Here is a 25,353-nt window from a genome sequence, read left to right on the forward strand (position 1 = left end):
GGATCAACCGTTTGAGTGCAATATGACATAGACGCTCGTATTGGGCAGGGAAGTAATAATACCCTGCCTGTGCGAGCCTTTCTTTTGTAACATGCGATTTAACAACAAACTTTATGACTTAACAGTTGAACTAACGGCGGATTTTCAATTGGTGGAGAGGAGGAAGATATGGACTACAATTCACGGAAGGAAGCGGTTTTTGAGACGAAACGGTTCCGTAACTGTACCATAGCGGCAGGTCGTCGTCATACCGTTGCTCTTAAATCTGACGGAACAGTAATAGCTGTGGGTGATAATAAATATGGTCAATGTAAGGTAAGCGATTGGTGCCATATCGTCGCAGTTGCAGCGGGTAATGTTCATATGGCTACGAACACCGGTAATGCACATACCGTTGGTCTTAAATCTGATGGTACGGTAACTGCTATAGGTTGGAATAAGCATGACCAATGCAATGTAAGCGAATGGCGCGATATTGTAACCGTTTCGGCAGGTTGGTGCCGTACGGTTGGGGTTAAATCAGATGGCACCGTGGTTGCGGTGGGGCGAAATAATGAAGGGGAATGCAACGTGAGCAACTGGCGCGATATTGTATCGGTCACGACGGGTGACTGGCATACAGTCGGTTTAAAAATAGACGGAACGGTAACAGCAGTTGGTAACAATAAGTATAACCAATGTAACGTAAACGACTGGGGCGACATATTGGCTGTTTCGGCGGGGTATCTTCATACAGTTGGGCTCAAATCAGATGGCACGGTATTGGCTGTGGGTAGAAATAATAATGGCGAATGCGACGTAAGCGGATGGCGCGATATTGTAGCAGTTGCAGCGGGGAGTTATCATACTGTTGGTCTTAAGTCCGACGCTACAATGGTTGCTGCGGGTTCGAATAAACATCACCAATGTGATGTACGTGGCTGGCACGGAATTAGAGCTGTTTCGGCGGGGTGTGCCCATACGATTGGACTGAAATCGGATGGTACGATGGTTGCTGTGGGTGATAATGATTATGGACAATGTGATGTAAGCGGATGGAGTAACATTCAACCATAAATAAAGGAATTTTATATCGAGGGACAAGATCATGGTCCAATTGAAGTCGCTATTTTAGCGGCTTTTTTGTTTTATCAGGTACAAGTTTTATTCCCAAGTCAAGGACAAGAACATGGTCCGATTACCAATCAGCGTATAAATAATCGATTCTTCTCTCCATAAATTCATTGATCTAACGAGAGAGATAGTCCATATAGGGTAGGGGGGTATAAAAATATGTTGACTAATATAGGGTAGGGGGGTATTGTATTGTACAAGAGCTTGATGAGACCTGAAAAACTGGCCTCGAGAGTTTAGCCCATCGTTTAGGTCAAACTAAACCAAAAAATCACCCACAAGAAGGGACGAAATAAGATGAAAAACATTGTTTTGAATGTACAAGGTATGAGCTGCCAACATTGTGTAAACTCCATCGAAGGTGCTCTGAAAGAAATTGGAGTGAGTGGCAAGGTGAACCTCAGTGATGATTCGGTTGAAGCGACGTATGATGAAAATCAAGTCTCCTTAGAGCAAATTAAAGAAGTTATTGAAGAGCAAGGCTACGAAGTAGCGTAAGTAATGGACGATGAGGGGAGTGAGTTATTGTGGCAACAGCAGCGGCTCAGACAAAACAGTCGAGTATACAAATTACAGGTATGACCTGTGCAGCTTGTGCAAACAAAATTGAAAAAGGCCTCGGTAAGATGGACGGGGTCACATCAGCAAATGTTAACTTTGCTTTGGAAAAGGCGAGTGTAACGTATGATCCCACGAAAGTGGAAATGAAAGAACTTGAGGAAAAAATCAAAAAACTTGGATATGGTTCCGTATCAGAGGTTGCGCAATTCAATCTTGAAGGCATGACCTGTGCAGCATGTGCGAACAAAATTGAAAAGGGCCTGAACAAATTGCCCGGCGTGACTAACGCTTCAGTAAACTTCGCCATGGAAACGGCTCGAGTTGAATTTTCTCCTGGTGAAGTTTCCATCGAAGACATGAAAGACAAGGTAAGAAAACTCGGTTATACAGCGATCAGCAAAGCAGACGGTTCCAGTGGTGGTGCAAGTGAGCATCGTGCTAAAGAACTGAGCAAACAAAAACGGAAATTACTGATTTCGGCAATTCTTTCCTTGCCGTTGTTGTGGACTATGGTAGGTCACTTCTCGTTCACTTCATGGATCTATGTACCGGAATTGTTTATGAATCCGTGGTTCCAACTAATTCTGGCTACACCAGTACAATTTTATATTGGTAGACAGTTCTATGTGGGTGCGTATAAGGCTCTCCGGAATGGGAGTGCGAATATGGATGTGTTGGTATCACTTGGCACCTCTGCAGCGTACTTCTACAGTTTATATTTGACCATTCAATGGTCAAGTATGGCTGACGGGATGCATCATGGTCCATCCCTGTATTATGAAACGAGTGCGGTCCTTATTACTTTGGTTCTTATGGGTAAATTGTTTGAATCACTTGCGAAAGGCCGAACATCAGAGGCAATTAAATCACTGATGAGTCTGCAGGCGAAGACGGCATTAGTGGTTCGGGATGGCAAAGAACTTACCATTCCAGTGGATGAAGTCATTGTAGGAGATGTTGTCCTTATTCGCCCAGGAGATAAAGTTCCTGTAGACGGAGAGGTGCTGGAAGGGATCTCATCTGTAGATGAATCCATGCTTACGGGTGAAAGCCTTCCAGTAGAGAAAAAAGTCGGAGATGCTGTGATTGGAGCTACGATTAATAAAAACGGTATTCTTCGGATCAAAGCAACGAAAGTAGGTAAAGAAACCGCTCTTGCACAAATTATTAAGGTTGTTGAAGAAGCTCAGGGATCAAAAGCACCAATTCAGCGGGTAGCCGATGTGATCTCGGGCATATTCGTCCCGATCGTTGTAGGAATTGCAATAGTTGCTTTCGTGGTTTGGTACTTCTGGGTTACACCAGGCGATTTTGCAGGTTCGTTAGAAAAAGCAATTGCGATTCTTGTTATCGCATGTCCTTGTGCACTTGGACTTGCCACCCCAACATCCATTATGGCGGGGTCTGGTCGTTCGGCTGAACTAGGGGTGTTGTTCAAAGGCGGAGAGCATCTGGAGCAGACGCATAAAATTGATGCGATCCTTCTGGATAAAACCGGTACTGTTACAAAAGGTAAACCTGAATTGACTGACGTCGTCGCTCTTGGCAATGAAAATGAATTCCTGAAACTTGTTGGAGCTGCAGAGAAAAATTCTGAGCATCCACTTGCAGAAGCCATCGTTGTAGGCATCCAGGAACGAAATATCGAACTACCAGGAACACAATCCTTTGAAGCATTTCCGGGTTTCGGAATCCAGGCAATGGTTCAAGGTAAACAACTACTCGTGGGTACACGTCGACTGATGGAAAAGTATAATATCGATGCAAAAGCAGCTTATCATTCGATGTCACGTTTGGAAGAAGCGGGGAAAACTGCGATGCTGGTTGCCATTGATGGTCAATATGCAGGTATGGTCGCTGTAGCGGACACGATTAAAGAAACTTCGAAAGCTGCAGTGAGCCGTCTGAAAGAAATGGGCATTCAGGTCATTATGATTACAGGTGACAATGAACGGACGGCAAAAGCCATCGCTGCTCAAGTAGGTATTGACCACGTTCGTGCAGAGGTCTTGCCGGAAGGAAAAGCGGAAGAAGTGAAAAAACTGCAATCTCAAGGTAAAAAAGTGGCCATGGTTGGCGATGGTATCAACGATGCACCGGCTTTGGCAACTGCAGATATTGGTATGGCGATTGGTACGGGGACAGATGTAGCGATGGAAGCAGGTGATGTAACACTCATGCGCGGCGATCTATCCAGTATTCCTGATGCTATCTACATGAGTCGTAAGACCATGAACAACATTAAGCAAAACTTGTTCTGGGCACTTGGTTACAACACTTTAGGCATCCCTATTGCAGCTATCGGTCTGTTAGCACCATGGGTTGCAGGCGCAGCGATGGCCTTGAGTTCGGTATCCGTCGTTCTGAACGCCCTGCGATTGCAACGCGTAAAAGTACGTCACTAGTCAAAGTACTAAATAGGAGCGAACATAATGATGATGAGGAGTAAAAAAATCATGCTAATGTTAACCGGTGTTTTAGCTTTCGGTGTGTTGTCTGCTTGCGGAACCCCTAAAGAAAGTGCACATACAGATGGACATGGTGGTATGAATCATACTGAGATGAATTCTGAAACTGAAGGTGCGAGTCATGATCACGCAGGGCCTCATGCTGATTCAACAGCAAGTGCCCTTGAAACCTCGTTCTCCTTTGCATCAGATGTGAAGGCCAATGAAAATTCGCATCTGACAATCCAAATCACGGACGTCGATGGTAATCCGGTTAATGAATTTGAAATGGGTCACGAAAAACGAATGCACCTTATCGTGGTGAGTAAAGATCTTTCTTACTTTAATCACATTCATCCAGATTTTAAAAGCGATGGAAAGTTTGTGATTGAAACTTCATTTCCAGCTGGTGGAGAATACAAAATTCTTGCCGACTTTGTTCCAAAAGGTGGAGCGAGTACTACACCCAGTGAATGGGTGAACGTTGGGGGTCCAGAAAAAGCCCAAGAGCCTGTTCAAGCGGATTCCAACCTTATAAAAGAAGTGGATGGTAAAAAAATCGAACTTTCATTGAGTACCAAAAAGACCAACGAAGACGTAAATCTGACCTTTAATATCATGGATGCGAAAACGGACGAAGGGATCAATAATCTGGAACAATACCTCGGTGCTGTAGGTCATGTTGTTATCCTTTCTGAGGATGCAGAGCAATATCTGCATGTTCATCCAACAGAGGAAAAGGCAACAGGTCCAAAAGCGGAGTTTATGACCTCCTTCCCGCATAGCGGAATCTATAAAATCTGGGGCCAATTCCAACATGATGGGGAAGTCTTTACAGTACCTTTCGTAGTAGATATAAAGTGAGTAAAGAGGTATGAGCATGGGAGATCAAATTAAAATAGCGATTAGTCCAGCAATCCAACTTGGTGGAAGCTTATTCACTCCGGAGCAACTAGTTAAAATTGGCGAGATTATTGGTCCAGATTCAAAAGTGGAGATGACACCCTTTAAGCAACTCTACACAGAAGTATCGATTGAACAACGAGATCAGATCACAAATGAACTTGAGGATCACGGTCTTGAAATAAACCCTGCAGGATTTGTAACCAAAAGTCTGATCGCATGCAACTTTTGTAGAGGTGCAGAAGAAGCAGGCATGGAAACAGCCAAAAATTTAAATCAGGCCATTTCCGGTATCGATACGCCTACACCACTCAAGATTGGATATGCTGGATGCGCCTTAGGCACAAGTGAACCGTTGATTAAGGATATTGGGATCGTAAAGATGCGCGATAAGTTCGATGTTTATGTTGGTGGCGAGTCGAAGGGGCTTAAACCCTCCTTCGCCAAGCTTCTACACTCCGGATTAATGGAGGATCAGCTTATTCCTTTCGTTACCGCAATTATTGATTATTATAAGATGCATGCAAAAGGCAAAGAAAAGTTCAGCAAATTCGTTAATCGAATGACACTGGAAAACTTGAAGTCTATGACGCTTGAAAGGGGGTGAAAACAGTGAAAGAAGCAACTGTAAAAATTCAAGGTATGTCTTGCCGTTCTTGTGTATCTAAAATTGAAAGTGCAATTAGCGCTCTTGGCGCTGAAGGCCACGTTAATTTTGAACAGGGAACAGTAGAAGTTCGATTTGACGATTCTAAATTTCAAATCGCTGAAATTGAAGAAGCGATCCGTAAAAAAGGATATAACGTCGGAGCGTAATATATATTGAAATACAAGGGAGAGTAATTGGGCATGACGGAATCCATTCAGATTTATTCAATCCCAACCTGCAGCGATTGCAATTATGCTAAACGTTACTTTAAAGAGCGTGAGCTTCCCTATACGGATTACAATTGTGAAGAAGATGCCAAGTACGCTGAGGAAGTCTGGAAGTTGACTGGAAAACAGGTTGTTCCAACCATTGTCATTAGAGATAAGGTGTTTGTAGGCTTTGCCGAAAATCTCACTGAAATCAGTGAGTTAGTTAAGTAACTGTTATGACCCCGGTCAACTTCCGACTGGGGTTATTCTTAATAAAAAATACCTTTGACTGATATATCTTTGTAGGAGTGGAGGGTATAATATGCTTACAAGATGCAGTAGATGGTTGCCCAACCGATTCAATCTTGGTTGATGACAAGCCGTTCTCTTAGCACGTACCATGATACTTCTTGCTCCCTTTACATAGGGTAGGGGGGGATGGTAATGTGTTAATAAAGGAGTTGATCTACATGGATGATACGATACTTGAGGCCGCCTCATGTGACCATACATCTTCAAACGAGCGGAAAAGCCATCATTCGGAGAGTACAAAGCGAAAATTAATTAGCCGGTTGAATCGGATTGAAGGGCAAGTGCGTGGAGTAAAAGGAATGATTGAGAAGGATACGTATTGTGATGACGTGTTGCACCAAATTGCCTCCATTCAATCCGCATTGAATGGCGTAGGAAAGCAGCTTTTGGAACATCATATGAAAAGCTGTGTCATTGAACGCATTTCAGAAGGCGATCACAAAGTTTTGGATGAACTGATGATCACTGTAAATAAGTTAATTAAGTAAGCTAGGATAGGGGAGATATCCTCTTGTTTTATTCAGGCAAATGCCCCATCAGTACTTCAAATGACCATATTGACAAATCTAACGCCTTCCACTAAGATAATCGTACAAGTAAATAATGAATATAATCAGGATTGTTACTGATCAGCAGGCAAGACCGATTAATATGCAAACATGTAGAGTTTAATACCATGGGTGCACTATTAATGGTCTTTTTTATTTGCTAAATTCTGTTAACGTTTCATTTTAAAAGGAGATTCGTATGAAAATCACGCGAATTATTAATAATAATGTCGTCTGCGCTGTAAATGAAAGACGCCAGGAGATGATGCTTCTAGGAAGTGGCATTGGTTTTCAGAAGAAAAAAGGAGACGATGTGGACACAGAGAAGATTGAGAAAGAATTTTTCCTGAAGTCCAAAAATGTAACTGGCAAATTATATGCCCTGCTCGCGCAGATTCCGATGGAGTACATCCGTGTGTCCGATAGTATTATTCAATATGCCAAGCAGTCCTTGGATAAAGAGCTGAATGAAAATATATATTTGACGCTAACAGACCATATTAACTTCGCCGTATCACGCTATAAACAGGGAATGAACTTCAACAATGCGTTATTGTCTGAAATTAAAGCATTCTACGCCAATGAGTATCGAGTGGCTTTGAAGGCTTTGGATATGATTAATCAAGAATTCAACATTACGTTGCCTGAAGATGAGGCTGGATTTATTGCGCTTCATATTGTCAATGCAGAGCTCGGATCTGAAATGGAAGATACCATGAAGATGACACAATTGATTCAAAAGGTTTTAAATATTATTCGTTATCAGTTCAAAATTCACTTTAACGAAAGCTCCCTTCACTACTCCAGACTGATCACGCATCTAAAGTTTTTTGCCTATCGTCTGTTTAACAATACGGTGATGAAAAGTAATGATAACGATTTCCTCAATATTATTAAAGAAAAATATAAGCTAGAGTACCAATGTAGTCTAAGAATTGCGCAGTTGATTCGGGTAGACTATGGGAAAGAATTAACCGAAGACGAATTGGTGTATTTAACTGTTCATATCAAAAGGGTGACTGATGAAGAAAGGGATTGACCCATCATCGCTCCATAATGACTATACTAGGATTGTTACTGGTGATGCAGGCAAGACCTAGAGTTCCATCGTGTATAGAGCATATCTATATTCGATAGAACTCTAGGTCTTTTTTTGTAAAATAATACATTGAAGGGGGAACAAAAATGAAACATGAACAAACGGCTACCGACATTCTAAAACTTGTTGGTGGTGAAAAAAACATTGAAAGTGTTACACACTGTGCTACCAGGCTGCGCTTTAACTTAAAAGACGAGTCGATTGCGAACAACGAAGCACTGAAAAACGTACAAGGAGTTGTGGGCGTTGCCAGTAGTGGAGGTCAGTATCAGGTCATTATTGGTAATGAGGTCAACAACGTCTATAAAGCCCTTGCGCAGCTAGGGAACTTTACAAGCAAGAATGATGCTCCAACTGTGAAAAAAGGAAAAGTCTCTACTGTTCTGGACACGATTTCCGGAATCTTTACACCCATCCTACCGGCGATGATCGGTTGTGCCATGATTAAGGCAGTTCTTCTTATTTTGAAAACCTTTGATCTCGTTGACCTTGACGGTCAATTTAATACGATTATGACTTTCGTCGGGGATGCGGCTTATTACTTCTTGCCAATGCTACTCGCCTGGAGTGCTGCTGTTAAACTTAAAGCTAATGTGGGCTTTGCTTTAACCATTGCGGGTATCTTGTTACATCCTAGCTTTTCGGCGTTAATGTCTGCAGGTGAGCCTGTTACGTTCTTTGGTCTGCCTGTCACACAAGCGACGTATTCTTCTTCCGTTATTCCAATTATTCTAGCCGTATGGATCCTGTCATATGTGGAACGATTTGCTGAAAAGTATTCTCCTTCCGTGATCAAATCCATTTTGAAACCTTTAGTTGTAATCCTTGTTATGGCGCCTCTAACATTAATTATTCTAGGACCATTGGGTGCAATTGCCGGTAACTATCTTGCTTCTGCTGTATCCTATGTCAATACACACGCAGGATGGTTAGTGTCTGGTATTATTGGCGGCGCATTCCCTTTCCTGATTCTGACGGGGATGCACTATAGTTTGGGACCCGTTGTCCTCACTGCTTATGCACAAACAAAAACCGATGGCATTGTTGGCCCAGGTATGCTCGTACACAATATTGCTCAAGGTGCAGCTGCGCTCGCGGTCGCATTAAGAACCAAAAATAAAGCGTTTAAACAAGTTGCTTACTCTACTAGCGTAACTGCGCTGTTAGGAATTAGCGAACCTGCATTGTTTGGTGTAAATCTACGGTTAAAAAAACCACTGATCGCTGTTGTCATTGGTGGTATTGTAGGCGGAATATACGTTGGCTTGTTCGGTGTAGCTCGATCTGCTCTAGGCATTGCCGGCTTGGCTACGTTACCAGCATTTATCACAGATAATCCATGGAACCTAATCCATGCAGCAATTGGTCTGGTCATTGGCTTTGTTGTTACCTTCTTGATGACGCTTATTTTAGGATTTGAAGATGTTCCTGAGGATGGAGAGGATCAACGAACACCAGCCAATTCATCTTCAACAAACCGTGTGCCTGTTGTTAGTGTTTCTGAACATGTGCTCATAGCACCAATGACTGGTCGAGTTCTAGAGTTATCAACAATAAAGGATGAAGCCTTTGCAACTGGAGCTATGGGAAAAGGGATCGCCATTGAACCTACAGTTGGAAAGCTTGTTTCACCAGCCGATGGTGTAATATCCGCGGTATTCCCTACCTTCCACGCAATGGGTATTAGCTCGAATAATGGCGCTGAACTCCTCGTGCATATTGGCATGAACACGGTGAAGCTGAAAGGTGAACATTTCAAGGTACATGTGCAAGAAGGTGATGAAGTAAAAGCTGGGGATTTACTTATCGAATTCGATACAGATGCAATAGCCGCCAAAGGTTATGATCTGACTACACCTATTATTGTTACGAATTCAGATGACTTTACAGATGTAATTGCTATAGACAAACCATCGATTACGATCGGGGAAAAACTAATTAAGATCATATAAGGAGGAATTTCCAATGAAGAACACAACCGTATTCCCAGACTCTTTTATGTGGGGCGGCGCAACAGCGGCGAATCAATACGAGGGTGCCTGGAACATTGATGGTAAAAAGGCAAGTACAGCAGATATGATGACGGGTGGAACGCATACTATTCCAAGACGGATCACTAAACACATTGAGGAGGGTGTAAACTATCCTTCCCATGAGGCAGTAGACTTTTACCATCATTACAAAGAAGATATCCGTCTGTTTGCAGAGATGGGCTTTCGATGCTTCAGAATGTCCATTGCTTGGTCCAGAATATTCCCTAACGGGGACGATGTAACGCCAAATGAAGCAGGACTTCAATTTTACGACAAGGTGTTCAGTGAACTGAAAAAGTATAATATTGAACCTATCGTTACAATCTCACATTACGAAGCTCCGTTTGCCCTAACTGAGAAATTCAATGCCTGGGCTTCCAGAGAAATGATCGATTGCTACGTACGGTATTGTGAGACCATTTTCACCCGTTACAAGGATGTCGTGAAGTACTGGATTACATTTAATGAGATCAATAGTTTAATTGTTCCAGCAGGTGCATATATAGCAGGGGCATTATTAGTTGATGATAGTGGTGTATTTAACAATACGGTTGTGGATAGTACGCAATTAAGATTCCAGGCTTTACATCATCAATTTATAGCAAGTGCAAAAGCTGTCAAACTTGCTCATGAGATTAATCCGGCGTTCCAAATCGGTTGTATGATTAATTATAGTCATGGTTACGGAAGTACATGTAAACCGGAAGATATGTTGAAGGCTCTGAGAATGGATCAGATTAACAATATGCTGAGCAGCGACGTGCAAGTTAGAGGGGAATACCCTGACTTTGCCAAGAGATATTTTAATGAGAACAATATTCAGATTGAGATGGCAGAAGAAGACGTAGAAGTGCTAAAACAAGGCTGTGTTGATTTCTATAGCTTCAGCTACTACAAGTCTCATGTAGTGGGTACCCGTCCAGAAGGTGATGAGACCCAGGGGAATGTCTTTGGTGGATTCAAAAATCCTTATTTGAAGGCAAATGATTGGGGATGGCAAATCGATCCAGTTGGACTTCGTTACGTCCTCAATCATGTGTACGATCGGTATAGAATCCCTATAATGATCGTTGAAAATGGTCTGGGAGCGGTTGATGTCATCAAAGAGGATGGCTCTATCCATGATACGTATAGGATCAATTTCCTGCGAGATCATATCGAACAAATGAGAGAAGCTATCCTCGATGGCGTTAATCTTATCGGCTACACGGCTTGGGGTTGCATCGACATCGTTAGTGCCTCAACTGGCGAAATGGAGAAACGCTACGGATTCATTTATGTAGATAAGGATAACGAGGGCAGAGGTACCCTGAAAAGAAGTAAAAAGGACAGTTTCCACTGGTATAAAAAGGTGATTGAATCCAACGGGGAAAGATTGGATTTGGAAATATAATTTGCAATCGAACGAAAGATGATCCAATCTTTAAATCCTATCAAATAGACCAAGTACTTATCACTTTGTGAGACAAGTACTTGGTTTTTTGTGCATCAATAATAAAACTAAAAATTAATTATTTGGATGGCTACAGTGGCTGACAATATCCAGTCTACAGTTCATTATGGTGTCCAAGGGTTTTCAAAAGCTAATTATAAATATTTACCTCTTGCATAAAGAACGTGTGTTCGGTCTATAATATATACAAACATACGTTCTCAAAAGTACAGGAGTGATTACAGTGTTGACTAAGCAACGAACCATTATGCTCATTGATATGCAGAGCTTTTATGCTTCAGTCGAAAAGGCAAAAATGCCTCAATACAAAAATAGACCATTAGCTGTTGCGGGAGACCCCGCAAGACGCTCTGGAATTATCCTAGCCGCTTGTCCACTAGCCAAAGCGAAGGGTGTGTCTACCGCGGAACCACTCTGGCAGTCTCTTCAGAAGTGCCCTGAACTGATCATTGTGAGACCACACATGCAAGAATATATCGAAGTATCCACTCAAATCATGTCCATTATTGAAGAGTTCACCGATCTGGTCGAACCGTACAGTATAGACGAATTATTCGCTGATTTTACAGGGTCTATGCATCTATTCGGTAATGATCCAGTCGATTTGGCCAAGCAAATTCAAGACAAAATCTATAATGAAACAGGCGTTTACGCGAGAGCTGGCATTGGTGAAAACAAAATCATCAGTAAATTATGCTGTGATATGATCGCTAAAAAAGCAGAGGGGGGTATTTTCCACTTAAAAAAGGAGGAGTTACACCTCCATATTGGAGATAAGCCCATCCGCGATATGTGGGGGATCGGCTCAAGAATGGAAAAACATCTGTGGAAGATGGGCATCCGAACCATTAGAGACCTGGCGAATACGCCTCTTTCCAAATTAAGAAGTAAGTGGGGTGTTAATGGAGAAGTCATCTGGCGAGTCGCAAATGGACTCGACAATTCGCCGGTAACCGTTAACACGCACAGTACACAAAAAGATATCGGAAACGGAATGACCCTGCCTAGAGATTTCACAGAGGCTTGGGAGATCGAAGTGGTTATTCTCGATATCTGCACAGAAGTATGCAGAAGAGCCCGCAAAAAGGGACTGATGAGCAGTGTCGTATCCGTAAGTGTATCTGGAGCGGATTTTGACCACCCCACTGGTTTTCACAGGCAGGTTAAACTGTCTGATCCTACAAACATAACCGTTGATGTATGCAAGATAGCCAAACGCATATTTCATCAACACTGGGATGGGCAACCTGTGCGCCGTGTAGGCGTATCCCTGTCTCAATTATCCAACGCGGATACATATCAACTTTCTTTTTTTGATGATCAAGAGCAGAAACGGGCCATTGATCAGGTTATGGACGACATTAAGGATCGATTTGGCGACATTGCCATTCTACGAGCGAGCTCCATTACGGCTGCGGGTCAAGCGATCGATCGAGCATCTAAAATTGGGGGGCATTATAAATGAGCAAAAAACTGGAGGCCAATGGATTATGGGAATCGAGCCGCATGATGCTTCCTCAACATAAAGAACGAATTATACAGCATCGTACTCAAATTCATTATCAAGCGAAGCCGCTGATCCATGAAGATGAGTGGGAGATTATTACACAAAATATAGATATGTCGCTCAATTATACATTGCAAGCCACCTTTGAAATATTTACTGAGTCAGGCAATCGGGATATACACGGGATCGTCACTTCAGTCAGTACCTTTGGAAAGAAAATCAAAATTGAAATGGAGAATGGATTTGAATGGGTCGATTTTGATCAATTGGTCGCTGTGAAACTTGAAGAAGGAGGCGTATAAAGTGCGACAGACTTTCGAGGAACTTTCACTCGTGAAGAGGGTGGTAGAGCTCCCTTATCTGTTAGGTGCTCTGGAGGTAGATAAGCATAAAATATACGCTTCAAACTTTAAGATGAAATCTGTGTATGTTGACTACTTGGACGGTACCCAAAAGAAAATTGCTTTAGAAATGTACAAATCGAAACAAAGGCTAAAGGAACATCATATTAAAATCATAGATGAAGTGAGATCCGAACTGAGTCTAACGGTAGATTATTCGGTGAGAGGTTACATTCATAAAATGACATTATTATGGAGCAAAGTGAAAGTGGATGTAACCTTAATGCTTACCGAACATATGAACGTTGATATTACTGAATTGCCCACATGAACATGGAAAATAAGAGTCTAACTTATGGGTGCGGCAACAAATACGAGCAGATCTTTCGGTAAACCGGGAATCACAAAAAAGATAAATAAAGAGGCAGAGTAAACTATGTTTGGATGTCAAAGATAAAAAACTTCATTATTATAAATCTGCCCCTGTATTCAGTAAGGACATTCAAAAGAAAAGCCACGAAGGAGGAGGAATAGCAGCAGGTTTAAGACAGTCGAGAAATCAGTAGGATGCCCAATTTCCCGGTTCGCTTGCGGGACGTAATTTTCAAGTCGTCATTTCAAGTAGCATGAGAAATTTTAAGATAAAACTCAAGAGGAGAAGTGGGCGTAAAAGTAATTGAGGGGATGGTAGCGTCATGCCAATTGAAATCAAAGACATTGTGTCTAAGAAAATATTAAGTGAAGTAAAAGGTTATCTAGATATTGGTTTTACTCATTCACTAAATCCCTATACGGGTTGTGCATTTGCTTGCGAATACTGTTACGTCAGAGAAATGCCTATTCAAAAGTTTAAGGATATTCCTTGGGGATCGTGGGTGGATGTCAAGAAAAATGCAGCAGAAAACTATCTAAAGGAAGTCTCTCTTCTAAGACGTAAAAATAAACCCATAAGTATATTCATGTCATCAGCCACAGATCCTTATCAACCTGTAGAGCAGAAGGCAAACATTACAAGAAGCCTGTTGGAAGAAATGGATAAAAACCCACCAGATTCACTTCAAATTCAAACTAGAAGCCCGCTGGTTGCCAGAGATCTTGATATACTGCTGAAATTAAAGGAAAAATGTAGAATTATGGTTTCAATGACAATCGAGACAGATCGCGAAGACGTGAAACGAATTTTTTCGCCCTATGCTCCTGGAATAGATTTACGAGTTAAAGCCTTGAAAAAGATAAATGATGCAGGGATACATACACAAGTATCTATTTCCCCTGTGCTACCTTTTTCACCTAATTTCGCTAACATGTTACAAGGCATAACTGATCGAATTTGGATTGATACGCTATTGATTGGTGATGGTCAAATGGGGATGAGATCTAAGCGGTTAGGGATGCCACAATTATTTGAGGCGAACGGCTGGGAGAAATGGTACGAGAAAAGAATTCATCTGAAAGTCGAAAAATATTTTAAGGCAAGGTTTCCATCTGAAATTATTCATGTATCCAAAAACAGTGCATATCCATTTTGATTTTAAATAGCCATTCATTTAATGAGGATCTTGCCCGTTTTTTCTTCATGCAATAGAATTATTGCAGAAACTGGTGTTCGAAGATCAACTCTCTCATACGAGTCAATGGAGGACGTATGAGTCCTCCATTGATTTAACTTGAAGATGTAGAGGGATTCATTTTATTTTGAAATGACCGTGGAGTAACAATTTGACATCATTCACTCTGATGAATATCGTTTGGAAGTTCATCATTGAGTTTCTGGTACCCGAGCCCCCATGTTTCCATAGAGAATATAATTGGCTTCAGTGAATTTCCTAAATCACTTAAGCTGTATTCGGCTCTCGGAGGGACTTCTGCAAAAACAGTACGAATGACAATTCCATCCTCTTCCATTGAACGCAAATTTTCAGTGAGAACCTTTTGACTGATCTCAGGTATACTTTTACGAAGTTCTCCGAATCGATGAGTTCCCTTCAAAAGATCCCTCATAATCAATAACTTCCACTTGTTACCTATCAATCCAACTGTCGTTGCGACGGGACACAACGGCAACTCTTTTTTTGAAATCACTACATTATCGCCTCCAATAGTTACTATTAGTATCCTATATAACAAAAAGGTGCCTACTTACCAATTATCTAAAGTAGCGATAAAATTTAAGTGAAGGCATATGCTCACGAAAATAGAAAGGGGTTTAAATATGACGATTACAGAAAACAAACAATTGATGTATCGTTTCACGAACTTCATTAATACGGCAAGCAAGGAACTTGCTGAAGAATTGATTGCTCCAGATGCTGTTTTTTATGTACCTATGCAAAAAGAACCAATGAATGGTCCAAGTGGTTATCTCTCCATAATTCATATGATGAGATCTGGTTTTTCCGATATACAATGGACTGTTAAGGAGCTGGTAGCAGAAGAGGATCTAGTAGCAGCTCATTTTGTCATGAAGGGCACACAAGACGGAGAGTTTCTCGGGTTTCACCAACGAGCAAAAAAATCGAAGTAAATGCAATGAATTTTTATCGGATCTCTAATGGCCAAATTATTGAAGAGTATGGTCAACCCGATATGCTTGGCTTGCTTCAACAAATAGGGGCAATTCCAAAAGCATAATTAGATTAAAGTCGAAGAGGGACTGCATTTTTGCAATCCCTCTTCTTAGTGATTTTACAATTAGGAAATATAAACTACTAGTTTTAGCCTAGTTTTTGCGAACCATTGAACCACACGGATTTGATTGACAAAGTATCTGAAATATTAGTGATCGGATCACCGTTTATGAGAATAAGATCAGCACGTGCACCTTCGGTAATCCGGCCACGATCTTGTAGACCAAAGCAACGGGCCGGTTTGGAAGTAGCCGACTGAAGAGCTTCAATCGGAGTGAACCCAGCCTTCACCAGCAGCTGCATTTCGTGGTGAACACTGGCCCCATGAGCAAGGCCACCAAGGTTCGGAACGGGAACCGGTGCGACATCCGTCCCTACAAGAATATCAACTCCGGCACGGTGAAGATCCATCACATTTTTGAAGCTGTTCTCCATATTGCCTTGTGGGAATGTATTGAAGCTTGAGTTCAAGATATCGATCCAATCCGGACTTAATTTGGAATGAACTCGTGGATCATTAGCCAATTCTGATGCCGGATTACCTATAATCGATGAATTCAACACCAAGCACGGTGTAACAAAAACTCCAGAATCAGCTATGGATTTAACCAATTCGGACGTGTACTCGGGTCTGTCGATAAACAAGTGACCCAAACCGTCGACTCCAAAATCGATGGCTGCTTTCGATGAAAGAGCCGTCAAGACGTGGGCAATGACCAACTTATCGAACTTGTGGGCTTCAGTAACAGCTGTTTTTAGAATCTCATCACTTAGAACAGGCAGGCCAGGTGCACCCATAACCGTTCCCTCTTCAATCATGATCTTAATATAGTCGGATCCATTCTCCACTTGGGTATGCACATGTTTGATCGCTTCATCAACCGTCGTCACTTGAGGTATTTCGTCGTGATCGTGAGCGTAGGCGGCCAACATTGCTTCCCGGTCTTCCTCCGACAACTTCTCTAGTTCCTTTAATACGAATTCAGGTATTTCATCTCCATCAGGCAGTAATTCATCTGGGTGCCCACCAGGAGCGGTAATCGCTGTCCCAGCAGATCGAACGTCTGCGATGTCATCCACATTTTTTAGCTGAATTTCGCGCCCTCTTTTCGTAAAATCGCCGTTCATTTCAAGTTCTGTTGTAACACCGAATTTTAAGGCATCTCGTAATCCACCAATGGAGGTATGGACATGTGCATCAATCAGACCAGGTATTAATGTCGCATTTTCTCCATCAATAATTGTTGCATCGCTTGGGATGTCTCCGCCCACTGAAATAATGGAAACCCCTTTAATGACAATATGTCTGGGAGCAATAATCTGATATCCATCAAAGATTCGTACATTTGTAATCGCCGTAATTTCTTCTAACCCAGCATTCTGATTTAATTTCTCCATCATAACTCCTCCTAATGTGTTTGTGTTTCAACACTTCGGAGTATAACTGTTAGATATCTAACAGTCAATAGTCTAATTATTATTTGACAAGCCTACTGGGATCACTGTATATTTTAGCTACTTACAATTAGATTCCTAACAATTACAGAGGGGACGATGGACGGTCATGCCTTCCCGAGAAGATACGCCTTATATGGAGTTGTTTCAAATTATCGGTCTTAAGTTAAAGAAAAGAGCGGATGAGAGTATAAAAGAACTAGGATTAAGTTCTCAACAAGGAAAAGTAATCGATTATATTTATGAGAATCAAGATAATCATATTATTCAAAAGGATCTTGCAGATCGGTTTCATCTGCGTGGGGCAAGCGTTACAAGCATGCTTCAAGGTCTAGAGCAAAAAGGTTTCATCGAACGTAAAATCCCGGCCAATAATGAACGGCAAAAAAATATTTATGTATTACCAAAAGCGGTTGACTTGATTGAAGACTTCAATAACTCATTTCAAAAAGTGGAGGATGAAATCGTTCAAGCCCTTAATGACGAGGAGAAGCAAATCTTAAAGAAATTACTGATCAGAATTAATGAACGCATATAATAGACTGGCAGGCAGAGGTAACTGGTGGTCATAGAACACTGATGACATTGATTTCTCATCAGGAATTATTACTTACAATGGAACGGAAATCTTGGATCAAGAAGATATTTTTCAAGTCAATACTGCATCGTTTGAAAATCTTTCTATTTAAGGCGGTATATTAATGAACAAACTTGAAATTAAAGTATCTAACTATAATCCCAAGTATGCTGAACATACAGTGAAAATGTGGAGAGATAGTAAGGAACGGGCAATTGGTCAGGCTGAAACCCATAGCTTCGAAAACCATCTATATTTTTTAAATCATATACTATCTAAACAGTATCAAATAGATTTAGCGTTAATTGATGAAAAAGTAGTTGGAATGATTGCCTATAGTGAAACTGAGATAAGCCAACTTTATATTCATATTGATTATCAAGGGAATGGAATAGGGCGAACCTTGCTTAATAAAGCAAAAGCACAAGCAAATGGAAAATTAACTTTATATACATTTGAAGTGAATAAAAATGCCCAAAGATTTTATGAGAATAATGGATTTGAAATTACTGGTAGAGGACAAGAAAATGAAGAGAATTTACCTGATATACGATATGAATTGAAGTTGTAAAAATCAAACATAAAGTTACATTCAAAAAAGTGAACAGTCTGCAGGTTAGCAGGATGCTTGACCACCCAACCATTTTCACTGGAAATGTAATCCCATGTATTTGTCTTGACAGTAATTGAGTCTGACTCGTAATATTTAAAGTGGAGATGTAGGAAAGGGGACTCGCCGGACCATGTGGACTTCCTTGTAATGGTTATCTAAACTGGATCGCTCGACTTGGTGTTTTGGTTATAACCACACGCCTGGTTTGTGATGCCGATCCGCAATCATTCAAGGGACGCGAGGAACCGTTTGAATCAAACCCGGGCGCGGATACTTGATGTATCCGCTTTTTGTTATACCTAGGATAATTCCATCTCCAATGAAAAATGGTTTTCTCCCTCTCTTATTAAACGGAGGTAATAAAATGACCAAACTATACGGAAAAACCGCTATTGTGACAGGCACAAGCCGCCCCGGAGGTATTGGAACCGCTGTCTGCCGCACGTTGGCACAAGAAGGCGCTAATGTGTTCTATACCCATCTGTACGATTACGATAAAACAGAGAATCCGGGGGATGCCGACAAAAACTGGCCGGATCTCTTTGCCGAAGAACTTCGCTCCTATGGCGTTAAGGCAGCGCATATGGAGGTCGATCTTACCGATCCCAATTCTCCAGCGCAACTGCTTGATGCATGCCGATCGGCTCTCGGGCTGCCGACCATTCTCGTCAACAACGCTACCTACAGTGTAGCAGCTGATTTCCGTCAATTAAATGCATCATTGATCGATGCGCACTGTGCCATGAACATTCGAGGTACATTCATGCTATCGGCTGAATTTGCGCGTATGCTGGAGGTTGAACTGGCCGTCCATCAGGACCTTTGCGGCGGCCGGATCATCAACCTCACGTCCGGTCAAGGTAAGGGGCCGATGCCTGGCAATCTCGCTTATGCCGCAACAAAAGGCGCTGTCTCCACCTTTACCGAATGTCTATCTGCTGAGCTGGCTCCGTTTCACATTACTGTGAATGCGGTTGATCCCGGGCCTACTGATACGGGTTGGATGTCAGAAGAAGTGAAACAAGCTTTGCTACCGGAATTTCCGATGGGCAGGATCGGTCTTCCTGAAGATGTATCCCGTCTGATTGCTTTTCTGGCAAGCGACGATTCCCAATGGATCACCGGACAAATCATTCATTCTAGAGGTGGTTTCTAATTTCCATAAAACCAAAGGAGGCCGCCGATCAACAGGATCGGCGGCTTTATTCGACTAGCGGGTGGATACTATGCTTTGTGAAGAAGATGATGCAAAGGTGGCGAAAGAAGCTTTACGTCAATACCCAATCAATTGGGTAAAACTTGTCGTCTCCGCCTGTTAACGTCTTCGAAACGCTCCAGCGCGCGCCAGAGCATAGAAAATCAAGAGAGCAATGATCGACCCGACGATCGCGGGTATGATATGAAATCCACCCACCACCGGCCCCCTCGGTCCCAACAGTTCATACCCTAACCACGATCCAACAAAGCCAGCAATGATATTTCCAAGTACGCCTCCCGGCACGTCCCGTCCAATCAGATTTCCGCTTAACCAGCCAATTAGCCCACCGACAATAAGTATCCAGATTAAATACACGAATTGGTCTCCCTTCCATTGATTTATTACAAGTTATGTTTCGTTAGGGGGAATGTTGCGGATCATCTGCGAATCGACCACTAAACCATTTCCATTTTAATCCAAGGGTAGTAAAATCGGTTGTACCACCACTAGTATGAATGCTGTTGCAGATGGGGAAGGAGATGGCCAGTATAGAAAGGAGGCGCTCAGGTGTTTATGTTTCGAAGTCCTTTTATTACAGCCTTGTTGATGATGTTTCTGATGTCAGGCTTGACTGCTTGTTCTGAGTCAGAGCAAGCGGAAGATAAGGGTGCTTCGACAAAGGCTGACTTCACGGAGCAGATACAGAGCCTTAATCTGAATCTGGAAGAACCGTCATGGAAGCTGGATACCACCCCCGTGAATCTAACGTGGTTCGTTGGAGCTGAATGGTACGGGCAAACTTGGGGTGAGAGCCTGACTTCCAAATATGTCACCCAAAAAACAGGGGTCAATATCGAATTTGAAGTATCAACTGGTGAACCAAGCGAGATGTTATCACGGATGTTGACGACCGGTAGTCTGCCGGATCTGATAACCATCGGCTCCTGGGAGAGTGCGGTTAACAAACTTCGGGAGAGTAATCTCATCTATGCCCTGGATGAGCTAGCCAACAAGTATGATCCTTACTTTTACAAGGTAGCAGGTGATGATGCTCTGCAATGGTATCGGCAGGAAGACGGCCATACCTATGTCATCCCCAATGATGCGTACAGTCCCGAACAGATGCGTTCAACCAGCTTGACGGGAGCGAACCAAACCTTTCTCGTACGTAAAGATCTGTATGAGTCGATGGGCAAACCGGACCTTACCACACCGAAAGGTTTTCTAAATGCATTGCAATTGCTGAAGAATCAATATTCTGTTTATAAAGGTCAGCTGATCAGTCCGTTTTGGGCACAGGGGAATGCATCCTATGGGTTGACCGAATACTTGCAAAATCTGCTTGCGATCCCCCATGAACAGAACGGTAAAGTATACGACCGAATGACAGATCCCGATTATATGGAGTGGCTGAAAACATTTCGTACCGCTTACGAGCAGGGCCTGATTAATGTTGATTTTCTGGTCGACTCCAGTGCGCAGGTGCAGGAAAAAACCAACCATGCCCAATATTTTATGATGATTCGGGAATGGACAGACATATCGGACCTCAATTCGAAATTGGAAGTCCTTACGAATCAGAGTTCATACTATATTGCTGTAGATGGACCCCGGAGTAGCAGGGGGGAATCCGCCAAACTGTTTCCCGGCAGCATGGATGGCTGGATGGTTACGATGATTAGCAAATCCACGGAAAACCCTGAACGGGCCATTCGATTTTTGACCTATCTGGCCAGTGAAGAAGGCCAAAGGGATTTATTTTTAGGCAAAGAAGGTGAAACCTGGGAGATTAAGAACGGCAAACCGCAGTTGACGGCGGCAATGGTTCAGTTGCATGACACGGATAGGCAGCGGCTGGAAAAGGAATATGGCATTATGGATACCTACTGGATGCTGCGAAACCCTGCTTTCGTTAACAAGTGGAGACCAGAGAATGCCCCATCCATTAAGCAAATGGAGGAGTTCGCCAACCAACAGGCCGATCTGGACAGCGGCATCTATAAGGGACTAGATCCTATAGGGGATTCCGATATAGCGTTAGCCTGGTCACGTATTTCTCAGAATTGGGAAGAAGTGCTGCCAGAACTGATTACAGCGAAGGATGAAGCTGCCTTTGACAAGATTTTTGAGAATTTTCTGATACGTCGTGTGAACTACGGCTTTAACCAGGTGATGGAATATCGCCAATCTGAACTGGAACTGCGGAAAGCCAAGATAGCCAGATAACCATTCCTACTACATTGTTAACGATCACCTAACTAGTAATATATGGTATAAAGAAGGTGGTGAATACATCAGAATGAAATACCTACTAACGAGATTGAGGAAGCTTTATCGCAATGCCCGTATATCCCAAAAGCTGTTTCTGGCATTTAGCCTGATGATTGCCATACCTGTTATCTTGATATCCTTTGTGTATATCCGCATGCAAGAAACCCAGCTATATAAGGATGCTATGGCAACGGGCAACAGCCACGTTTCATGGCTGAATGAACAATTGCGCAGACGAATGGACATGATTGAGAACGTTTCCAATACAGCCCTTACTCAAAAGTCATTTGTGGATTTTATTCATTCCAATATGCTTGTGGATGGACTGCGTCTGGTGAAGTTTAAGCAGAACCAGTTTGAGCAAATGCTTAATATCATTCAAAGCAATGCGATGATCAGTGAGCTTAGCTTTTACGTTGATAACCCAAACTTGTATGAAATTTGGCCTGAAATCTATCATTATAAGAAATTTTGGCCACAGGATTACTGGGTAAAGCTTCGGGACGAAGGTGGTGCGGCTTACCGTTTATTTTCTTTTAGGGATGGTGAACACACATTATCCTACTATCGTCTGGTTCGCCTTCAAGGACAGGAACAAAAACGCCCTAGTATTATGGAAGTGCGAGTCCCGCACAGCATGTTTTTCAGCGACCTGCTCCAAGAGAGCAAGGGGGACTTCTTTTCGGTGTTGATGAACGCAAGTGATCCTCCCCAGTATGTTTACAATCCCCAGCATGAGTTTTCTGAGAAGTACGGGCAGGGGATGGAGGAGATCCTTGGCAGTATTCATCACCAGCTGGATATAGTGCCGCAGGAAAGCCCGCTTCAGGTTAAGGTGGGAGATCAGAGCTTCTATGCATTGTATCGATACATCGCTCCGTTGAACACTTATGTGGTCGAGATTGCTTCCCATCAGGCATTGATGAAGGGGCCGCGCAGTTGGTATACATTTGTGGTAGCGATTACATTATGTGTATTGCTACTGATTATGTTACTCGTATCCCAAACGACGCGGCGTATTTTCCGGCGGTTGGACAGCGTACTGGTATCCATGCGTCAGGTAGGGAAAGGCGAGCTGGATGCAATGATTGATATAGGCCTTGATGAGAACGAAAGAGGGGATGAAATCGATGAGGTGGCGGTGAATTACAATAAAATGTTACATGAGGTCAAACGTCTAATGACACAGGTCGTGGATAAGCAGTTAATTGCCAAAAACGCACAGTTGCACTCCCTGCATTCGCAGATTAATTCTCATTTTTTATATAACGCCCTGGAATCGATCCGTATGGAGGCAGAGGTACAGAGGCAGCCTGCTATAGCTAATTCATTGGTGTCGTTGGGCTCCCAGCTACGTTACAGCATGCAGTGGCGCAGCGATACCGTTGCTTTTCGTGAGGAGCTTGCCAATATCCAAAGTTATATTGAATTTATCAACTTTATGGAAGGCGGCAGTATCGTTATGACGGCGGATCTTCCTCCGGAGATACTTCGCTACGCCATTCCCAAGATGTGTATGCAGCCTATCGTTGAAAATGTAGTTCATCACGGGGCACCTTCAGGCGGCAGGGTAACTATAGAGATTACCTTTTCTGTGGAGAATGACAGTCTGCTTTTCATTAACATAAGAGATGACGGAAAGGGGTTAGAGCCTGAAATGTTACACCGTCTTCAGGCATTACTGCGGAGCGAATCGGATACACCGATGGTTACTAGCAGGAGCGGACTTGGTTTGGAAAACGTGAATAAGCGATTGCAGCTTCATTATGGCAAGAATTGCGGTCTTTGGATTGATAGTGTGCAAGGTGCATATACCTGCGTAACGATACGCTTGCCTTGGGAAAATGTAAATCTTGGAGGGTGGTAGAGCATGATTAATATCCTGATTGTGGACGATCAAAAACACATTCGTGACGGCCTGCAGGCCATGCTGCATCAATTTCCTCTGGAGCTGAACAACATATACTGTGCCGCGAGTGGGATTGAGGCGCTGTCCCTATTGCGGCAGCATTGCATTCACATCGTTATTACCGATATTATGATGCCCGATATGGATGGGTTGACGCTCATGGCTCAAACCAAAGAGGACTACATGGATGTGGAATACCTCATTATCAGCGGTTATAGTGATTTTACATATGCCCAAAAAGCGATCGGGCTTGGTGCAAAGGGTTACTTGCTCAAACCTTTGAAGCGAGAGGATCTGCAACACTCCCTGGAGCATGTATGGCAAGAGATCCAGACACGGCAGGCACTTACGCATAATATGCAGCGTGTATCCCGCCTCGCCCAAGAGACCGATCGTAAAGAATTAAGAATGTTTATGCAAGGTGCGTTAAGTGATGACGCATGGATCCTTCAGATTGAGGAACAACATGATGCGTTATGGGGTAATTATCGTCTAGCCCTGCTGCGGGAAGAAGTTTGCATGAACCAGCCCGGAGCCAGCAGCGCCCATAGCATGGAAGCCATTGCTTATCGTGTGTTTGGCAGACAAGGTTGTATTTGCCTGCAACATCGCCCCTACCTGATCCTTGCGGCGGATGCGTCCATAGATCCAAGTGTTTTGCCTGCAGCGCTCAAGGAAGCAAAGATCAATGCCATAACGGCCATGACTAACCCGATGCAGGGGTTAAAAGAACTACCCGACAGCTATACCCAAGTGCTTGAGCTCTATCGCCACAGTTACCTGTTTCCTGATCAGTACAGTATCTTCCCAGCACATATTGAGCATATGGAACAGCAGTGGCAACTTCCCTATGAAGACTTATATGAACTGTTCCAGTCGATTGGAACAGATAACAGCGGAACAATTACTCAGGGTATTTCTGCAATATTTCACAAAAAGGTGCTGCAACGCTATCCTATTCGCTATACCCAACAGCTCTGCGCCGCCACCGTTCAGATGATGGAGGAATACGAACGAGTTATCCACCCTTATATGGGGGAAGAAGTGCTGGATCTTGAATCATTGCGTAATCTCTTTGATTATCAAGGGATGCGTGAGTATATACAAGCACTGCAACAGCAGCTGCTTCGGTTGAATCAGTTATATTATGACTATAAGTGCAGCTATCGCCATTCGCAGGATCTAAATGAAGCTATTCGTTTTATACACGAGAGTTACCACAAACCGCTGGACCTCGCGATGGTATCCAATCATGTATCGCTTAATTATGCTTATTTTTCAAATCTGTTTAAGAAGAATATTGGTAAAGGTTTTGCTGAATACCTACGAGATGTGCGTCTGGATAAAGCGCGGCGGCTTCTCGCCGAAACCGATCATAAAATTGTGGAGGTGGCTGCTATGGTTGGCTATGAAAGCTATAAAAGCTTTACACGCGCGTTCCGACTTGCGATGCAGATCCAACCCACAGAGTACCGACAGATGATGCGGCAGAAGGCAGAATGAATCAAAAGCCAAAAAAATGGGATAC

The 25,353-nt window shown here is 42.8% G+C and carries 24 protein-coding genes and 1 pseudogene; 22 read left to right on the forward strand and 3 right to left on the reverse strand.

The features are described 5' to 3' along the window. Window positions 1-168: 168 nt before the first annotated feature. The 15 genes from MHH92_RS16070 to MHH92_RS16140 all read left to right on the forward strand — a co-directional run bounded on the left by MHH92_RS16070 (window position 169) and on the right by MHH92_RS16140 (window position 14,704). Window positions 169-1,056: an RCC1 domain-containing protein gene (locus MHH92_RS16070; RefSeq protein WP_340904851.1), complete on the forward strand. Its 888-nt coding sequence runs from the start codon at window positions 169-171 to the stop codon at window positions 1,054-1,056. Between the two features lie 354 nt (window positions 1,057-1,410). After that, window positions 1,411-1,611, forward strand: coding sequence for a cation transporter (locus MHH92_RS16075; RefSeq protein ID WP_047843207.1), 201 nt, complete (start codon window positions 1,411-1,413; stop codon window positions 1,609-1,611). 80 nt (window positions 1,612-1,691) lie between these two features. After that, window positions 1,692-4,079 (forward strand): heavy metal translocating P-type ATPase, encoded by a 2,388-nt coding sequence (locus MHH92_RS16080; RefSeq protein WP_445744708.1) that lies wholly within the window; start codon window positions 1,692-1,694, stop codon window positions 4,077-4,079. A gap of 27 nt (window positions 4,080-4,106) precedes the next feature. After that, window positions 4,107-4,985 (forward strand): hypothetical protein, encoded by an 879-nt coding sequence (locus MHH92_RS16085; RefSeq protein WP_340904855.1) that lies wholly within the window; start codon window positions 4,107-4,109, stop codon window positions 4,983-4,985. Window positions 4,986-5,001: 16 nt separating this feature from the next. Then, window positions 5,002-5,631, forward strand: a complete 630-nt coding sequence (locus tag MHH92_RS16090; RefSeq protein ID WP_282321244.1) for a nitrite reductase — start codon at window positions 5,002-5,004, stop codon at window positions 5,629-5,631. 5 nt (window positions 5,632-5,636) lie between these two features. Next, window positions 5,637-5,840, forward strand: coding sequence for a heavy-metal-associated domain-containing protein (locus tag MHH92_RS16095; RefSeq protein WP_047843210.1), 204 nt, complete (start codon window positions 5,637-5,639; stop codon window positions 5,838-5,840). A gap of 33 nt (window positions 5,841-5,873) precedes the next feature. Further along, the gene (locus tag MHH92_RS16100) at window positions 5,874-6,113 is read left to right on the forward strand and encodes a glutaredoxin family protein (protein ID WP_047843211.1); all 240 of its coding nucleotides are present in this window, start codon (window positions 5,874-5,876) and stop codon (window positions 6,111-6,113) included. A 239-nt stretch (window positions 6,114-6,352) separates the two neighbouring features. Then, entirely contained in the window at window positions 6,353-6,682 is a 330-nt protein-coding gene (locus MHH92_RS16105) for a metal-sensitive transcriptional regulator (protein ID WP_047843212.1), read from the forward strand. A 259-nt stretch (window positions 6,683-6,941) separates the two neighbouring features. Then, window positions 6,942-7,781, forward strand: coding sequence for a BglG family transcription antiterminator LicT (gene licT / locus MHH92_RS16110; RefSeq protein WP_076250546.1), 840 nt, complete (start codon window positions 6,942-6,944; stop codon window positions 7,779-7,781). 146 nt (window positions 7,782-7,927) lie between these two features. Beyond that, complete coding sequence (locus MHH92_RS16115) at window positions 7,928-9,793, forward strand: beta-glucoside-specific PTS transporter subunit IIABC (RefSeq protein ID WP_340904865.1); 1,866 nt, start codon at window positions 7,928-7,930, stop codon at window positions 9,791-9,793. Window positions 9,794-9,806: 13 nt separating this feature from the next. Next, window positions 9,807-11,267, forward strand: coding sequence for a glycoside hydrolase family 1 protein (locus tag MHH92_RS16120; RefSeq protein WP_340386413.1), 1,461 nt, complete (start codon window positions 9,807-9,809; stop codon window positions 11,265-11,267). 307 nt (window positions 11,268-11,574) lie between these two features. Next, window positions 11,575-12,792, forward strand: a complete 1,218-nt coding sequence (locus tag MHH92_RS16125; protein ID WP_435303316.1) for a DNA polymerase IV — start codon at window positions 11,575-11,577, stop codon at window positions 12,790-12,792. Then, window positions 12,789-13,136, forward strand: coding sequence for a YolD-like family protein (locus tag MHH92_RS16130; RefSeq protein WP_339187004.1), 348 nt, complete (start codon window positions 12,789-12,791; stop codon window positions 13,134-13,136). The genes MHH92_RS16125 and MHH92_RS16130 overlap by 4 nt, the downstream gene beginning before the upstream one ends. Before the next feature lies 1 nt (window position 13,137). Further along, complete coding sequence (locus tag MHH92_RS16135; protein WP_036613922.1) at window positions 13,138-13,506, forward strand: hypothetical protein; 369 nt, start codon at window positions 13,138-13,140, stop codon at window positions 13,504-13,506. Between the two features lie 364 nt (window positions 13,507-13,870). Next, window positions 13,871-14,704, forward strand: a complete 834-nt coding sequence (locus MHH92_RS16140; protein ID WP_076250537.1) for an SPL family radical SAM protein — start codon at window positions 13,871-13,873, stop codon at window positions 14,702-14,704. A 196-nt stretch (window positions 14,705-14,900) separates the two neighbouring features. On the opposite strand, the gene MHH92_RS16145 is transcribed toward MHH92_RS16140, so the two are convergent. Next, window positions 14,901-15,257, reverse strand: a complete 357-nt coding sequence (locus MHH92_RS16145) for a winged helix-turn-helix transcriptional regulator (protein ID WP_340386417.1) — start codon at window positions 15,255-15,257, stop codon at window positions 14,901-14,903. Between the two features lie 157 nt (window positions 15,258-15,414). On the opposite strand from MHH92_RS16145, the pseudogene MHH92_RS16150 reads away from it, so the two are divergent. Continuing rightward, window positions 15,415-15,806: pseudogene (locus MHH92_RS16150) on the forward strand (ester cyclase). An 83-nt stretch (window positions 15,807-15,889) separates the two neighbouring features. Here MHH92_RS16150 and MHH92_RS16155 read toward each other — a convergent pair. Continuing rightward, complete coding sequence (locus tag MHH92_RS16155) at window positions 15,890-17,200, reverse strand: amidohydrolase family protein (RefSeq protein WP_340907690.1); 1,311 nt, start codon at window positions 17,198-17,200, stop codon at window positions 15,890-15,892. A gap of 166 nt (window positions 17,201-17,366) precedes the next feature. On the opposite strand from MHH92_RS16155, the gene MHH92_RS16160 reads away from it, so the two are divergent. The 3 genes from MHH92_RS16160 to MHH92_RS16170 all read left to right on the forward strand — a co-directional run bounded on the left by MHH92_RS16160 (window position 17,367) and on the right by MHH92_RS16170 (window position 19,603). Continuing rightward, the gene (locus MHH92_RS16160) at window positions 17,367-17,795 is read left to right on the forward strand and encodes a MarR family winged helix-turn-helix transcriptional regulator (RefSeq protein ID WP_036613915.1); all 429 of its coding nucleotides are present in this window, start codon (window positions 17,367-17,369) and stop codon (window positions 17,793-17,795) included. A 163-nt stretch (window positions 17,796-17,958) separates the two neighbouring features. Next, window positions 17,959-18,405 carry a GNAT family N-acetyltransferase gene (locus tag MHH92_RS16165; RefSeq protein WP_036673639.1) on the forward strand — a complete coding sequence of 149 codons (447 nt, stop codon included), beginning with the start codon at window positions 17,959-17,961 and terminating at the stop codon, window positions 18,403-18,405. 406 nt (window positions 18,406-18,811) lie between these two features. Beyond that, the gene (locus tag MHH92_RS16170) at window positions 18,812-19,603 is read left to right on the forward strand and encodes an SDR family oxidoreductase (RefSeq protein WP_340904878.1); all 792 of its coding nucleotides are present in this window, start codon (window positions 18,812-18,814) and stop codon (window positions 19,601-19,603) included. A gap of 159 nt (window positions 19,604-19,762) precedes the next feature. On the opposite strand, the gene MHH92_RS16175 is transcribed toward MHH92_RS16170, so the two are convergent. Beyond that, window positions 19,763-20,020, reverse strand: a complete 258-nt coding sequence (locus tag MHH92_RS16175) for a GlsB/YeaQ/YmgE family stress response membrane protein (protein ID WP_036613911.1) — start codon at window positions 20,018-20,020, stop codon at window positions 19,763-19,765. 198 nt (window positions 20,021-20,218) lie between these two features. Here MHH92_RS16175 and MHH92_RS16180 point away from each other — a divergent pair, with 198 nt between their 5' ends. From MHH92_RS16180 to MHH92_RS16190, 3 genes are all read left to right on the forward strand, one after another. Beyond that, a complete protein-coding gene (locus MHH92_RS16180) occupies window positions 20,219-21,871 on the forward strand; it encodes an extracellular solute-binding protein (protein WP_340907692.1) in 1,653 nt (550 codons plus the stop codon). Between the two features lie 73 nt (window positions 21,872-21,944). After that, on the forward strand, window positions 21,945-23,783 hold the full coding sequence (locus MHH92_RS16185; protein ID WP_340904880.1) for a sensor histidine kinase: 1,839 nt from the start codon (window positions 21,945-21,947) through the stop codon (window positions 23,781-23,783). Window positions 23,784-23,786: 3 nt separating this feature from the next. Next, on the forward strand, window positions 23,787-25,328 hold the full coding sequence (locus MHH92_RS16190; RefSeq protein ID WP_340904882.1) for a response regulator: 1,542 nt from the start codon (window positions 23,787-23,789) through the stop codon (window positions 25,326-25,328). Window positions 25,329-25,353: the final 25 nt, after the last annotated feature.

Origin of the sequence: Paenibacillus sp. FSL M7-1414 (assembly GCF_038003195.1) — a bacterium.
Classification (GTDB): domain Bacteria; phylum Bacillota; class Bacilli; order Paenibacillales; family Paenibacillaceae; genus Paenibacillus; species Paenibacillus amylolyticus.

Excerpts from the sequence above, each read along its gene's own strand:
- MHH92_RS16070 (WP_340904851.1), top strand. The coding sequence starts at position 169 with ATGGACTACAATTCACGGAAGGAAGCGGTTTTTGAGACGAAACGGTTC.
- MHH92_RS16075 (WP_047843207.1), top strand. The coding sequence starts at position 1,411 with ATGAAAAACATTGTTTTGAATGTACAAGGTATGAGCTGCCAACATTGT.
- MHH92_RS16080 (WP_445744708.1), top strand. The coding sequence starts at position 1,692 with ATGACCTGTGCAGCTTGTGCAAACAAAATTGAAAAAGGCCTCGGTAAG.
- MHH92_RS16085 (WP_340904855.1), top strand. The coding sequence starts at position 4,107 with ATGATGATGAGGAGTAAAAAAATCATGCTAATGTTAACCGGTGTTTTA.
- MHH92_RS16090 (WP_282321244.1), top strand. The coding sequence starts at position 5,002 with ATGGGAGATCAAATTAAAATAGCGATTAGTCCAGCAATCCAACTTGGT.
- MHH92_RS16100 (WP_047843211.1), top strand. The coding sequence starts at position 5,874 with ATGACGGAATCCATTCAGATTTATTCAATCCCAACCTGCAGCGATTGC.
- MHH92_RS16105 (WP_047843212.1), top strand. The coding sequence starts at position 6,353 with ATGGATGATACGATACTTGAGGCCGCCTCATGTGACCATACATCTTCA.
- licT (WP_076250546.1), top strand. The coding sequence starts at position 6,942 with ATGAAAATCACGCGAATTATTAATAATAATGTCGTCTGCGCTGTAAAT.
- MHH92_RS16115 (WP_340904865.1), top strand. The coding sequence starts at position 7,928 with ATGAAACATGAACAAACGGCTACCGACATTCTAAAACTTGTTGGTGGT.
- MHH92_RS16120 (WP_340386413.1), top strand. The coding sequence starts at position 9,807 with ATGAAGAACACAACCGTATTCCCAGACTCTTTTATGTGGGGCGGCGCA.
- MHH92_RS16125 (WP_435303316.1), top strand. The coding sequence starts at position 11,575 with ATGCTCATTGATATGCAGAGCTTTTATGCTTCAGTCGAAAAGGCAAAA.
- MHH92_RS16130 (WP_339187004.1), top strand. The coding sequence starts at position 12,789 with ATGAGCAAAAAACTGGAGGCCAATGGATTATGGGAATCGAGCCGCATG.
- MHH92_RS16140 (WP_076250537.1), top strand. The coding sequence starts at position 13,871 with ATGCCAATTGAAATCAAAGACATTGTGTCTAAGAAAATATTAAGTGAA.
- MHH92_RS16155 (WP_340907690.1), bottom strand. The coding sequence starts at position 17,200 with ATGGAGAAATTAAATCAGAATGCTGGGTTAGAAGAAATTACGGCGATT.
- MHH92_RS16160 (WP_036613915.1), top strand. The coding sequence starts at position 17,367 with ATGCCTTCCCGAGAAGATACGCCTTATATGGAGTTGTTTCAAATTATC.
- MHH92_RS16165 (WP_036673639.1), top strand. The coding sequence starts at position 17,959 with ATGAACAAACTTGAAATTAAAGTATCTAACTATAATCCCAAGTATGCT.
- MHH92_RS16170 (WP_340904878.1), top strand. The coding sequence starts at position 18,812 with ATGACCAAACTATACGGAAAAACCGCTATTGTGACAGGCACAAGCCGC.
- MHH92_RS16180 (WP_340907692.1), top strand. The coding sequence starts at position 20,219 with ATGTTTCGAAGTCCTTTTATTACAGCCTTGTTGATGATGTTTCTGATG.
- MHH92_RS16185 (WP_340904880.1), top strand. The coding sequence starts at position 21,945 with ATGAAATACCTACTAACGAGATTGAGGAAGCTTTATCGCAATGCCCGT.
- MHH92_RS16190 (WP_340904882.1), top strand. The coding sequence starts at position 23,787 with ATGATTAATATCCTGATTGTGGACGATCAAAAACACATTCGTGACGGC.